The sequence below is a fragment of the Pseudomonas abietaniphila genome (assembly GCF_039697315.1).
Lineage (GTDB): Bacteria > Pseudomonadota > Gammaproteobacteria > Pseudomonadales > Pseudomonadaceae > Aquipseudomonas > Aquipseudomonas abietaniphila_B.
The window spans coordinates 4,481,605-4,493,645 of sequence record NZ_CP155619.1 but is presented as its reverse complement, the minus strand read 5'-3'; the positions used below and the strand labels follow the sequence as shown (position 1 = coordinate 4,493,645).

Here is a 12,041-nt window from a genome sequence, read left to right as displayed (position 1 = left end):
GCTCACGCCTGTCGGCATGAGCCGAGCTGACTGCGTTCTGAATGGCCCGGGAACGTTCCCAACCGAGCAACCCTGCCGTGAAGGGCTCTGCTGCCGCCGCCTGAGGAGAGAATTAGAAATGACCTTCGTCGTCACCGACAACTGCATCAAGTGCAAATACACCGACTGTGTAGAAGTCTGTCCGGTGGACTGCTTCTACGAAGGCCCGAACTTCCTGGTGATTCACCCGGATGAGTGCATCGACTGCGCACTGTGCGAGCCTGAATGCCCGGCTACCGCGATCTTCTCGGAAGACGAGGTCCCGGCTGGCATGGAAAACTTCATTGAGCTGAATGCCGAGCTGGCAGACGTCTGGCCCAACATCACCGAGCGCAAAGACGCGCTGCCGGATGCTGAAGAGTGGGACGGCAAGAAGGGCAAGATCGCCGACCTGGAGCGCTAAGCTCAAGCCGGACATCTGCAAAAGGCCCCTCGGGGCCTTGTTGCATGGTCGGGACCTCTACCACGATCCGCCTGCTTTTCAGCAGGCAAAAAAAGGGGCGGTTTGACCCGCCCACATTTTTTCCGTAATCCCTTTAATCCTTTTCATCATCCTGATGAATCGCATCCTGCGATGTCCTTGCGGCTGTCATCCTTGACCGCCTGTGCCATTCCCTCGGCACAGTTCTGATCTTAGTGATTTGAGCAGCCAGAGCAACACCCCTGAGTTGTCAAAACACTACAGCGCTGTTCAGGCTAAAAAAATAAACTCCAGTAAAATCAGTGGCATGTTTCAATTCACTCACGCACCAGAGAGTTCTGCCGCCGCTATTTGGCGAAATAACTGACAACTCGTGTACGAAAGTTCTTACAACGAAAGTAATATCACCCGACAGGCATCACTCTTGTTAGGTACGACATATCGAAGGTGAAGTTCATCGTTTATTCATGACGAATACTTGAACCGGTCACATTAAAAAACCCCGACATGTCGGGGTTTTTAGTTGATGCTAATGTGCTACCTAAGAGAGCAGGTAAAGAGAGTTATTATTGGAATAATGACTCACTTGAAAGACCGTTCTTCTCGAGGATCTCCCGCAGACGCTTGAGGCCTTCGACCTGAATCTGCCTGACTCGCTCGCGCGTCAAACCGATCTCCAGCCCTACATCCTCCAGCGTGCTGCTCTCGTGCCCACGCAGGCCGAAGCGCCGAACAACCACCTCACGTTGCTTGTCGGTGAGCTCCGAAAGCCACTGATCGATGCTCTGGGACAGGTCGTCGTCCTGCAGCAGTTCACAAGGGTCCGTCGGGCGATCGTCCGTCAGCGTGTCGAGAAGGGTCTTGTCGGAATCAGGTCCCAGGGAGACGTCCACCGAGGACACCCGCTCGTTGAGGCCCAGCATGCGCTTGACCTCACCGACCGGCTTCTCGAGCAGGTTGGCGATCTCTTCAGGGGAGGGCTCGTGATCGAGCTTTTGAGTCAACTCACGTGCGGCGCGCAGGTAGACGTTGAGTTCCTTGACCACATGAATGGGCAGGCGGATGGTCCGCGTCTGATTCATGATCGCGCGTTCAATGGTCTGACGAATCCACCATGTCGCGTAGGTAGAGAACCGGAAACCGCGCTCCGGATCGAATTTTTCGACCGCTCGAATCAGGCCAAGGTTGCCCTCCTCGATAAGGTCCAGCAATGACAGACCACGATTGACGTAGCGTCGGGCGATTTTCACCACCAGGCGCAGATTGCTCTCAATCATGCGTTTGCGCCCGGCAGGATCGCCGCTCTGCGACAGACGCGCAAAGTGGACCTCTTCTTCCGGGGACAGCAAGGGAGAAAAACCGATTTCGTTGAGATACAGCTGCGTGGCATCCAGTGCCCGCGTGTAGTCGATGTACTTGTGCTGCTTGAGTGCTGTGGAGTTTTTGGTCTTCGCACGAACAGAAGGTGTAGCTGGCTTCTCATCCGTTGCAGAATCCAGGACGATCCCGTGCTCCATAAGGAGAACTTCGTCGTCTATGTCAAACTCCGGCACTTCTTTGTTGAGAGCCATTGTTATAGTCCTTTGGTGAGTTCGACCTCAAGCTCCAGTGGCGCCTTCTTCCTTGGCCACACTTGAGCCTGTCCCCTCTACGGCAGGAACAGGCTGGTAACTGATCAACGACGTGGCAAAAATTCCAGCGGATCAACAGGCTTACCCTGACGGCGAATCTCAAAATGCAGTTTCACCCGGTCAGTCCCCGTGGAACCCATCTCGGCAATTGTCTGCCCTGCCTTGACCTGTTGCCCCTCCCGAACCAGCAGCCTACGGTTGTGACCGTAAGCACTGACGTAGGTATCGCTGTGTTTGATGATTACTAACTCGCCGTAGCCCCTTAAACCACTCCCGGCGTAGACCACTGAACCATCAGACGCGGCCAAAACAGGCTGTCCCAAATCTCCGGCGATATCAATTCCTTTATTCAAACTACCGTTTGAAGAAAATTTACTGATCAAAACACCGCTCGTTGGCCATCCCCAACCACTGGCTGAACGCGCTCCTGTCACGACAGGCGTGTTGACCGGCGTAGTTATCGGGGCAGTGCCAGGGGTTGCCGCACTACCTGAAGTTGCACCCACAGGCCGTGTAATAACGGTGGTCTTCAACGAGCCGGAAGGTGAACTGGAATTGGTTGTCGTGCTACTCGTAGCGCCACCGGTCGCCGCTTGAGGGACAACCACAGGTGCATCCGCGACGGCAGTGGATGTTGAATTTGAACGCCCGTCGAAGCGAATCGCCTGACCGACGTGGATCGTGTAGGGCTCCGGGATATTGTTACGGGCAGCCAGCGCCTTCCAGTCCCAGCCGTAACGGAATGCGATCGAGAAAAGAGTGTCGCCACGTTTAACGACGTACTGGCCGGTGGTAACCGGTTGACGGGTCGGTGCTGCCGGCTTGCCGTTGTTGCGATCAACAACGCGCACGCCGCCCGAAGGTGCGCTGGAGCAGCCAACCAGAAGGACACTCAGGGCAATGCCAATCACCAGACGTGGAAAGCTTGTTGAAGACGTACGCTGCCGAATGACTGTGAGACTCACCCGCCACTCCCTTTACTGGTGACTGAATTAAAGCTGCCCATTGTGTCGAGATGATGACGGACAGCCATGAAAAAACTGGTTACAAAAGTGTTCATAACGACATTCAGCGGGCGGGTAATACCCTCATCGCAAATCGCCAGCCTGTAGACAGGCGGCGCCTCACGGAATTCATTGCAGCTGCAAAACAGTGGTTACGCCAGCGGTCCATTGAGCAAAGGCACGAACCGCACTGCGCCGAGCACGTGGCGCGAGAAGCCGTGCTCCTCCCGAATGATCAGCATCAACTGCTGCACTTCACCCGAGCCGACCGGAATCACCAGACGCCCACCTGGGGCCAACTGATCAAGCAGCGCCTGCGGCACGTCAGTCGCGACCGCCGTGACAATGATGCCGTTGTAAGGGGCCAGCGCGGGCCAACCCTCCCAGCCGTCTCCCCAGCGAAAAACCATGTTGCGCAGGTTGAGCTCCACCAGGCGTTCCTTGGCCCGATCCTGGAGCACCTTGATCCGCTCGACGGAGAACACCCGCTCCACCAGTTGCGCCAGCACGGCCGTCTGATAACCCGACCCGGTGCCGATCTCCAGCACTTTGTCCAGCGGGCCGGCCGCCAACAACAGCTCGCTCATGCGAGCCACCATGTAAGGCTGGGAAATGGTCTGGTTGTTGCCGATCGGCAACGCGGTGTCTTCGTATGCACGATGGGCCAGTGCCTCGTCGACAAACAGGTGCCGAGGCGTCTTGCGAATGACATCCAGCACTTGCGTATTGCTGATGCCTTCCTCGTACAACCGCTGAATCAACCGCTCACGCGTGCGCTGGGAGGTCATCCCCACGCCACGACGTAACAGATCATCTTGCTCACGCGACATCAGGCCATTCCCTCCAGCCATGCGTTCAGGCTGTTGAAACCGTCCTGATAGGTCCGATCCAGCTGTAACGGCGTAATCGACACATACCCCTGCATCACGGCGTGGAAATCCGTGCCCGGTCCACCGTCTTCGGCATCGCCGGCAGCGGCAATCCAGTAGCCGGCCTTGCCACGCGGATCGACCACGCGAACCGGCGCCGCAGCGCGCGTCCGGTGTCCAAGGCGGGTCAGCTGGATACCGCGTACGTGTTCCAGCGGCAGATTCGGGATATTCACATTCAATACGGTACGCGGTGGAAGATCGAGTTGCTCGTGCGCCTCGACCAGGAGCCGGGCGAAATGCGCGGCCGTTGCCAGGTTATCGACCTGGCGGGACAAAAATGAAAAAGCAAACGACGGGCGTTGCAGGAACCGTCCCTCCAGTGCCGCTGCGACGGTGCCTGAATACAGCACGTCATCGCCCAGATTGGCGCCCAGATTGATACCGGACACCACCATATCGGGCTCTTGCTCCAGCAGGCCGTTCAGCCCCAGGTGGACGCAATCGGTGGGCGTGCCGTTGAGGCTGATAAAGCCGTTGTCGAGCAGATGGGGGTGCAAGGGCCGGTCAAGCGTCAAGGAACTGCTGGCGCCACTCTTGTCTTGATCAGGAGCGATGACCGCGCACTCGGCATATCCCGCCAGCGCTCCGTAGAGCGCAGCCAGTCCGGGTGCCGAGACCCCATCATCATTTGAAATCAGAATACGCATGAGCTGTCCGTCTGTCCCGCGGGCGCCAGATCGACGAGTTCGCGCACCAGTGCGGTGGCGAAGCATCCGGCCGGCAGGACGAATTCCAGTTGCAGAATGTCAGGCTCGGGATAATGCCACGTCAACCGCCCGATGGGCAGTCGCAGGATGCGACGTTCGTGTTCCATTCCCGCTTTTATCAACCAGTTACAGAGCGACGACTCGCTTTGGGCGACCGTGTTTTCGAGCGCTGCCGTGGCACCGCCCGCAGGCGAATCGCCCTCGCCCCACTGCGGCCCGGTCGGGTGCAGATCGAGAATCGCCAGACGCGGGTCCGTGCACTCGGCCTCTCCCGCCGGGAAAAAGCTGCGACTGTCGGTAAATGCCAGCAAATCGCCTACTTGCGCCTTGTTCCAGGTGCCATTGGCAACGCGCTCGGCCAGCACTCGATTGAACAGGTAGCTGCGCGCCGTGGAAAGCAGGCGCGACCGCACATTACGCTGTTCCGGCAGGGCCTGACGCTCAGCGTAATGCCGCGCCTCACCGACGTTCCCGCCCTCATGACCGAACCGCTGAGCGCCGAAATAATTGGGAATCCCGCCGAGCTTGATCGCTTCAAGGCGCGCATCCAGTTCAGCCTTCTCAGCCTGCAACTGCGTCAGACGCAACGTAAAGCCGTTGGCAGCATGGGCGCCGCGCTGCAGTTTGCGCTTGTGCCGCTTGCTGTCGAGAATCTTGAGGCTATCGTTCTCGGCCGCCGCCATCTGCGGATCGGCCTTGCCCGGCAGTTGAATGCTGAACCACTGCCGAGTCAGCGCCTGACGGTCCTTCAAACCGGCATAACTGACCGTGCGCAACGGAACGCCAGCCGCCTTGGCCAGACGTCGCGCCGCTTCTTCGGTGTTCAAACCACGTTTTTCAACCCACAACCACAGATGCTCGCCGTCACCAGACAGCGGAATGTCCAGCACCTCATCCACCTGGAAATCTTCGGCCGTCGCTTTAAGCACTGCGGTGCCCAACGCATCGCCATAGGCTCTGGGGCCCAGAAGTTCGAACTCGGTCATGCGGCAATCAACAGCGCGACGGCATGAACCGCGATGCCTTCTTCACGGCCGGTAAACCCCAGCTTCTCGGTGGTGGTGGCTTTGACGTTGACCTGATCGAGGTCGACTTGCAGGTCTTCGGCAATCAACGCGCGCATGGTGTCGATGTGGGGCGCCATTTTAGGGGCCTGGGCTACGATGGTGGCGTCGACGTTGCCAACCTTCCAGCCTTTGGCCTGCACCTGTTTCAGAACATGGCGCAGCAAGACGCGACTGTCCGCGCCCTTGAATTGCGGGTCGGTGTCAGGAAAATGCTTGCCGATGTCACCGAGCGCCGCCGCGCCCAGCAAGGCGTCGCTCAAGGCGTGCAGCAGGACATCGCCATCGGAATGAGCGAGCAGCCCAAACTTGTGCGCGATACGCACCCCACCCAAGGTAATGAAGTCGCCCTCAGCGAAACGGTGCACATCGTAGCCGTGGCCAATACGCATAAAAAAACGCCCTGAAAAAGTCAGGGCGTGATTCTACCTACTTTGTCGGACATTAGGGCCTGATGGCACTCAATTGCACGTTGCCGGATTGCGATTGAATGCCATGGCGTCAGCCCGCCAATGCCGCTGCGTGATAGCGCAGGTGATCTTCGATGAAGCTGGCGATGAAGTAATAGCTGTGGTCGTAACCGGGCTGCATGCGCAACTCCAGCGGATGACCCACGGCTTTCGCCGCTTGAACCAGTGATTGGGGCTTGAGTTGATTGGCGAGGAAGTCGTCACGATCCCCCTGATCCACCAGCAACGGCAAACGCTCCTGCGCTTCAGCGATCAGCACGCTGGCATCCCACTCGCGCCAGCGCGAGCGGTCTTCGCCCAGATAACGCGAGAACGCTTTCTGGCCCCACGGGCAATCCATAGGGTTGCTGATCGGCGAAAACGCAGACACCGACTGGTAGCGCCCAGGGTTGCGCAATGCACAGACCAGCGCGCCATGCCCACCCATCGAATGGCCGCTGACGCTGCGCTTGTCCGACGCGGGGAAATGCGCTTCGATCAGCGCCGGAAGCTCGCTGACCACGTAATCGTACATGCGGTAGTGGCGCGCCCACGGTTGCTGCGTGGCATTGAGGTAGAAGCCTGCGCCAAGACCGAAGTCATAGGCGTTGTCCGGATCGCCCGGCACATCGGCGCCACGCGGACTGGTGTCCGGCGCAACGATGATCAGCCCCAGCTCGGCCGCAATGCGTTGCGCGCCGGCCTTCTGCATGAAGTTTTCGTCGGTACAGGTCAGGCCCGAGAGCCAGTAAACCACGGGAAGCTTGCCGCCCTGCTCTGCCTGAGGCGGCAGATAAACGGCGAACACCATGTCGCAACCCAGTACGTCGGAGTGATGTTTGTAGCGCTTATGCCAGCCGCCGAAGCTTTTCTGGCATGAAAGATTTTCCAGGCTCAAAGTCGAACTCCCAGCTGTAAGCTCCAAGCCTCAAGCTGCAAGAGAACGCGGCGCTCTTGCTTGCAGCTGACGGCTTGCAGCTTGGGGCTGCTTTTAGAAGTGAATGACCGAACGGATGCTCTTGCCTTCATGCATCAAGTCGAACGCTTCGTTGATCTTGTCCAGGCCCATGGTGTGGGTGATGAAGGTGTCCAGCGGGATTTCACCCGTCTGCGACTTCTCGACATAGCTTGGCAGCTCGGTACGGCCTTTTACGCCGCCGAACGCCGACCCGCGCCAGACGCGACCGGTCACCAGCTGGAACGGACGGGTGGCGATTTCCTGACCCGATGGCGCAACGCCGATGATGACCGACTCGCCCCAGCCCTTGTGGCAGCACTCCAAAGCTGCGCGCATCAGCTGCACGTTGCCGATGCATTCGAAGCTGTAATCGACACCGCCATCGGTCAATTCGACAATGACGTCCTGAATAGGCTTGGTGTGCTCCTTCGGGTTGATGAAGTCGGTCGCGCCCAATTCACGGGCGACATCGAATTTGGCGGGGTTGATGTCAATTGCGATGATGCGTGAAGCCTTGGCCATCTTCGCGCCGATGATCGCCGCCAGACCGATGCCGCCCAGGCCGAAGATCGCGACCGTGGCGCCCTCTTCCACCTTGGCCGTGTTCAACACCGCACCGATGCCGGTGGTCACACCGCAGCCCAGCAGGCAGACCTTCTCCAGTGGCGCTTCTTTGGGGATCTTGGCCAGAGAAATTTCCGGGACCACGGTGTACTCGGAGAACGTCGAGCAGCCCATGTAGTGATAGACCGGCTCGCCGTTATAGCTGAAGCGGGTGGTGCCGTCTGGCATCAGGCCTTTGCCCTGAGTGGCGCGGACTTTCTGGCAGAGGTTGGTCTTGCCGGATTTGCAGAATTTGCATTCGCGACATTCGGCGGTGTACAGCGGGATCACGTGGTCGCCGACCGCGAGCGAGGTCACGCCTTCGCCGATGGCTTCGACGATACCACCACCTTCATGACCGAGAATGCAGGGGAATACACCTTCGGAGTCGGCACCGGACAGGGTGTAGGCATCGGTGTGGCAGACCCCTGAAGCAACGGTGCGGATGAGCACTTCACCCGCTTTCGGCGCCTCAACGTCCACTTCGACGATTTGCAGCGGTTGGTTGGGCGCGAAAGCAACGGCAGCACGTGACTTGATCATCATGATCTCCAGCGAAGTAAAAACGAGTCCGGAGTGTAAAGCAGTGTCGTTTGATTAATAATCCATGCAAAAGCAAAACATTAATGCTGTGCAGGGATAATCGATGTACGCCAATCGCTGGGAAGGTCTGGATGAGTTCGTCGCTGTGGCGGAGTGCGGTCAATTCACCGCCGCCGCCGAGCGGCTGGGCGTCTCTTCGTCGCACATCAGTCGGCAGATCGCGCGTTTGGAAGAACGTTTGCAGACACGCTTGCTCTACCGAAGCACGCGCAAGGTCGCCCTGACCGAAGCCGGTCAAACGTTCTTGCATCATTGCCAGCGTTTGCAGGATGGGCGTGAAGAGGCGTTAAGGGCCGTGGGTGATCTGACCAGTGAGCCCAAGGGCCTGCTGCGCATGACCTGCGCGGTCGCCTATGGGGAGCGGTTCATTGCGCCACTGGTGTCGCGCTTCATGGATGAATACCCACAACTGCGGGTCGACATCGAATTGACCAACAACACGCTGGATCTGGTGCATGAAGGCATGGATCTGGCGATCCGCCTAGGTCGCTTGCAGGAATCCAGACTGGTCGCCGCGCGCCTGGCACCCCGCCGCATGTACCTGTGCGCATCGCCTTCTTACCTGGAACGCTATGGCCGACCGCACAGCGTGTCGGAGTTGAGCCGCCATAACTGTCTGATCGGCAGCTCCGACAGCTGGTTGCTGCAACAGAACGGCAAGGAATTTTCGCAACGCGTCCACGGAAACTGGCGCTGTAACAGCGGACAGGCGGTGCTGGATGCGGCGCTACTCGGCGTGGGCTTGTGTCAGTTGCCGGACTATTACGTGCTTGAGCACCTTAAAAGCGGGGCTTTGGTATCGCTGCTCGATGCCCAGCAGCCGCCGAATACCGCGGTGTGGGCGCTGTACCCGCAGCAAAGGCACTTGTCGCCCAAGGTCAGGAAGCTGGTGGATTATCTGAAAGCGGGGTTGGCGTTGCGGCCGGAATACCGATGAAGCGCTACGCGTACCCTGTAGGAGCGTGGCTTGTCCCGCGATCGCGCCGGGGTGGCGCCCGACCGAAGTCGTCGTAAACCCTGTACGCGCGGTGTATCTGGTACGGCCAATGCGCCTGGTTTCACGACTGCTTCGCAGCCAATCGCGGGACAAGCCACGCTCCTACAGGAGTCTGCGCGTACAACCCGTAGCAGCAGGTCTGATCAGCGTACGAACTCGCCACGCCGCTGCCGCAGCCACTCAAGGTCTTCCGGCCGTGTGACCTTGATGTTATCCGCCCGCCCCTCGATCAAGCGTGGCGACTGCCCCGCCCATTCGATGGCCGACGCTTCGTCGGTGATCGAGACATTGGACACCAGACTGTCCGCCAGCGCCCGGTGCAGCGCGCCAAGACGAAACATCTGTGGCGTGTAGGCTTGCCAGATCAGACTGCGATCCACGGTTTCCGTGACCCGGCCATTGGCGTCCGCGCGTTTCAGGGTGTCTTTGGCAGGCACTGCCAGCAAGCCGCCAACGGGATCGTCCTTCAGCTCACTGAGCAGGTTGTCCAGGTCCGAGCGCGCAAGATTCGGCCGCGCGGCATCGTGCACCAGCACCCAGTCATTGTCGTCCGCGCCGTTGGCATGCAAATGAAGCAACGCGTTGAGGACCGAATCAGCACGTTCCTTGCCGCCCGCGACCTGCTGGATTCGCGAATCCAGGGCACAGGGCAAGGTCGGCCAATAAGGATCGTCCACAGCCAGACTGATCACCAATCCCTTGAGTCGGGGATGATCGAGAAAACAAAGCAGGCTGTGTTCAAGAATGGTGAGTCCGCCCAGTTGCAGGTATTGCTTGGGACGGTCTGCCGCCATACGGGCACCTACACCCGCTGCGGGAATCACTGCCCAGAAGGCAGGAAGGGATTGAGTCATTACGCCAACGTCACTGTGCCAACTGATAAAGGGTCTCGCCGTCCTTGACCATGCCCAGCTCATGACGGGCTCGCTCTTCGACGGTTTCCAGACCTTTCTTCAGCTCCAGCACCTCCGCGTCAAGGACCCGGTTACGCTCGAGCAAGGCGTCGTTTTCGGCGTGTTGATCGGCGATTTGCTGGGTCAGACTGGCCACCTGCGCAAGGCTGCCATTGCCCACCCATAGGCGGTATTGCAAGCCAGCGAGCAGCAAGAGCAGAACGAGGAACAACCAGTTAGGACTGCGCATTGTGAATATCTGTTACCCGGTGGAGAAAGACAGCAAAACCGACCATTTCAAATGACCAAGAGCCCGGTGGTCACCGGGCTCATGGATCAGGGCGTCAGGATCAATCGCATTTAACGAAATGCCCTACCGCGCCTGCTGCCTTTTTACCATCTTGCAATCAGCCGCGAAACTCACCGCGACCACGGTAAACCGCTTTGGCACCCAATTGCTCTTCAATACGCAGCAATTGGTTGTACTTGGCGATACGGTCGGAACGGCTCAGAGAACCGGTCTTGATCTGACCGGCGGCCGTGCCCACTGCCAGGTCAGCAATGGTCGAATCCTCGGTTTCACCGGAACGGTGGGAAATCACTGCGGTGTAGCCAGCCGCCTTGGCCATCTGGATGGCTTCAAGGGTTTCGGTCAGGGTGCCGATCTGGTTGAACTTGATCAGGATCGAGTTACCGATTTTCTTCTCGATGCCTTCTTTCAGGATCTTGGTGTTGGTCACGAACAGGTCGTCGCCCACCAGCTGGATCTTGTCGCCGATCTTGTCGGTCAGGACTTTCCAGCCATCCCAGTCGGACTCGTCGAGGCCGTCTTCGATGGAGATGATCGGGTGCTTGCTGACCAGATCAGCCAGGTAGTCGGCGAAACCGGCGGAGTCATACTCGCCTTCTTCGCTCAGGGTGTATTTGCCGTTCTTGTAGAACTCGCTGGCCGCGCAGTCTAGCGCCAGGGTCACGTCGGTGCCCAGCTTGTAACCGGCGTTGGCCACTGCTTCAGCGATCGCGTCGAGCGCGTCGGCGTTGGAGTTCAGGTTCGGTGCGAAACCGCCCTCGTCACCCACGGCAGTGTTCAGGCCACGAGCCTTCAGAACCGCTTTCAGGTGATGGAAAATCTCGGTGCCCCAGCGCAGGCCTTCGGAGAAGGTCTTGGCGCCGACTGGCTGAATCATGAATTCCTGGATGTCGATGTTGTTATCGGCGTGCTCGCCACCGTTGATGATGTTCATCATCGGGACCGGCATCGAGTAAACACCTGGCGTGCCGTTCAGGTTGGCGATGTGCGCGTACAACGGCAGGTCTTGGTCCTGTGCAGCAGCCTTGGCAGCGGCCAGGGACACGGCGAGGATGGCGTTCGCACCCAGGCTTGCTTTGTTTTCGGTGCCATCGAGCTTGATCATCGCGTGATCCAGCGCTTTCTGGTCAACCGGGTCCTTGCCCAGCAGCAGATCGCGGATCGGGCCATTGATATTGGCCACAGCTTTCAGAACGCCCTTGCCCATGTAACGGCTCTTGTCGCCATCACGCAGCTCAAGTGCTTCACGCGAGCCGGTGGAAGCACCGGACGGCGCGCTTGCACTGCCGATGATGCCGTTGTCGAGGAGCACATCTGCTTCCACGGTGGGATTGCCACGGGAGTCGAGAACTTCACGACCTTTGATGTCGACGATTTTTGCCATTGTTGTTAACACTCCAAGATTGACGAAAACGACGCAGCTGGGAAAA

The 12,041-nt window shown here is 58.8% G+C and carries 13 protein-coding genes; 2 read left to right on the top strand and 11 right to left on the bottom strand.

The genetic code is table 11. The features are described from left to right. The first annotated feature begins 118 nt into the window (after positions 1 to 118). The gene (fdxA, locus tag ABDX87_RS19820) at positions 119 to 442 is read left to right on the top strand and encodes a ferredoxin FdxA (RefSeq protein ID WP_346829402.1); all 324 of its coding nucleotides are present in this window, start codon (positions 119 to 121) and stop codon (positions 440 to 442) included. A 584-nt stretch (positions 443 to 1,026) separates the two neighbouring features. Here the strand turns inward: fdxA and rpoS are convergent. The 8 genes from rpoS to ABDX87_RS19780 form a co-directional block, all read right to left on the bottom strand. Then, entirely contained in the window at positions 1,027 to 2,031 is a 1,005-nt protein-coding gene (rpoS, locus tag ABDX87_RS19815) for an RNA polymerase sigma factor RpoS (RefSeq protein WP_346829401.1), read from the bottom strand. Positions 2,032 to 2,135: 104 nt separating this feature from the next. After that, on the bottom strand, positions 2,136 to 3,056 hold the full coding sequence (locus tag ABDX87_RS19810) for a peptidoglycan DD-metalloendopeptidase family protein (protein ID WP_346829400.1): 921 nt from the start codon (positions 3,054 to 3,056) through the stop codon (positions 2,136 to 2,138). A 191-nt stretch (positions 3,057 to 3,247) separates the two neighbouring features. Continuing rightward, positions 3,248 to 3,883 (bottom strand): protein-L-isoaspartate(D-aspartate) O-methyltransferase, encoded by a 636-nt coding sequence (locus tag ABDX87_RS19805; RefSeq protein WP_177182139.1) that lies wholly within the window; start codon positions 3,881 to 3,883, stop codon positions 3,248 to 3,250. Positions 3,884 to 3,924: 41 nt separating this feature from the next. Continuing rightward, the gene (surE, locus tag ABDX87_RS19800; RefSeq protein WP_346829399.1) at positions 3,925 to 4,674 is read right to left on the bottom strand and encodes a 5'/3'-nucleotidase SurE; all 750 of its coding nucleotides are present in this window, start codon (positions 4,672 to 4,674) and stop codon (positions 3,925 to 3,927) included. After that, positions 4,662 to 5,720: a tRNA pseudouridine(13) synthase TruD gene (gene truD, locus ABDX87_RS19795; RefSeq protein ID WP_346829398.1), complete on the bottom strand. Its 1,059-nt coding sequence runs from the start codon at positions 5,718 to 5,720 to the stop codon at positions 4,662 to 4,664. The genes surE and truD overlap by 13 nt, the downstream gene beginning before the upstream one ends. Continuing rightward, the gene (gene ispF, locus ABDX87_RS19790) at positions 5,717 to 6,190 is read right to left on the bottom strand and encodes a 2-C-methyl-D-erythritol 2,4-cyclodiphosphate synthase (RefSeq protein WP_346829397.1); all 474 of its coding nucleotides are present in this window, start codon (positions 6,188 to 6,190) and stop codon (positions 5,717 to 5,719) included. Before ispF ends, truD begins: the two co-directional genes overlap by 4 nt. A 109-nt stretch (positions 6,191 to 6,299) precedes the next feature. Beyond that, on the bottom strand, positions 6,300 to 7,145 hold the full coding sequence (gene fghA / locus ABDX87_RS19785; protein WP_346829396.1) for an S-formylglutathione hydrolase: 846 nt from the start codon (positions 7,143 to 7,145) through the stop codon (positions 6,300 to 6,302). 93 nt (positions 7,146 to 7,238) lie between these two features. Then, a complete protein-coding gene (locus ABDX87_RS19780; protein WP_074752713.1) occupies positions 7,239 to 8,351 on the bottom strand; it encodes an S-(hydroxymethyl)glutathione dehydrogenase/class III alcohol dehydrogenase in 1,113 nt (370 codons plus the stop codon). 103 nt (positions 8,352 to 8,454) lie between these two features. Here ABDX87_RS19780 and ABDX87_RS19775 point away from each other — a divergent pair, with 103 nt between their 5' ends. Continuing rightward, positions 8,455 to 9,348: a LysR substrate-binding domain-containing protein gene (locus ABDX87_RS19775; RefSeq protein ID WP_346829395.1), complete on the top strand. Its 894-nt coding sequence runs from the start codon at positions 8,455 to 8,457 to the stop codon at positions 9,346 to 9,348. A 203-nt stretch (positions 9,349 to 9,551) separates the two neighbouring features. On the opposite strand, the gene ispD is transcribed toward ABDX87_RS19775, so the two are convergent. The 3 genes from ispD to eno form a co-directional block, all read right to left on the bottom strand. Next, positions 9,552 to 10,262, bottom strand: a complete 711-nt coding sequence (ispD, locus tag ABDX87_RS19770) for a 2-C-methyl-D-erythritol 4-phosphate cytidylyltransferase (RefSeq protein WP_346829394.1) — start codon at positions 10,260 to 10,262, stop codon at positions 9,552 to 9,554. 10 nt (positions 10,263 to 10,272) lie between these two features. Continuing rightward, a complete protein-coding gene (gene ftsB, locus ABDX87_RS19765) occupies positions 10,273 to 10,551 on the bottom strand; it encodes a cell division protein FtsB (RefSeq protein ID WP_074752716.1) in 279 nt (92 codons plus the stop codon). 157 nt (positions 10,552 to 10,708) lie between these two features. Next, entirely contained in the window at positions 10,709 to 11,995 is a 1,287-nt protein-coding gene (gene eno, locus ABDX87_RS19760; RefSeq protein ID WP_346829393.1) for a phosphopyruvate hydratase, read from the bottom strand. Positions 11,996 to 12,041 lie beyond the last annotated feature (46 nt).

Excerpts from the sequence above, each read along its gene's own strand:
- rpoS (WP_346829401.1), bottom strand. The coding sequence starts at position 2,031 with ATGGCTCTCAACAAAGAAGTGCCGGAGTTTGACATAGACGACGAAGTT.
- fdxA (WP_346829402.1), top strand. The coding sequence starts at position 119 with ATGACCTTCGTCGTCACCGACAACTGCATCAAGTGCAAATACACCGAC.
- eno (WP_346829393.1), bottom strand. The coding sequence starts at position 11,995 with ATGGCAAAAATCGTCGACATCAAAGGTCGTGAAGTTCTCGACTCCCGT.
- surE (WP_346829399.1), bottom strand. The coding sequence starts at position 4,674 with ATGCGTATTCTGATTTCAAATGATGATGGGGTCTCGGCACCCGGACTG.
- ftsB (WP_074752716.1), bottom strand. The coding sequence starts at position 10,551 with ATGCGCAGTCCTAACTGGTTGTTCCTCGTTCTGCTCTTGCTGCTCGCT.
- truD (WP_346829398.1), bottom strand. The coding sequence starts at position 5,720 with ATGACCGAGTTCGAACTTCTGGGCCCCAGAGCCTATGGCGATGCGTTG.
- ABDX87_RS19775 (WP_346829395.1), top strand. The coding sequence starts at position 8,455 with ATGTACGCCAATCGCTGGGAAGGTCTGGATGAGTTCGTCGCTGTGGCG.
- ABDX87_RS19805 (WP_177182139.1), bottom strand. The coding sequence starts at position 3,883 with ATGACCTCCCAGCGCACGCGTGAGCGGTTGATTCAGCGGTTGTACGAG.
- ABDX87_RS19780 (WP_074752713.1), bottom strand. The coding sequence starts at position 8,351 with ATGATCAAGTCACGTGCTGCCGTTGCTTTCGCGCCCAACCAACCGCTG.
- ispD (WP_346829394.1), bottom strand. The coding sequence starts at position 10,262 with ATGACTCAATCCCTTCCTGCCTTCTGGGCAGTGATTCCCGCAGCGGGT.
- ispF (WP_346829397.1), bottom strand. The coding sequence starts at position 6,190 with ATGCGTATTGGCCACGGCTACGATGTGCACCGTTTCGCTGAGGGCGAC.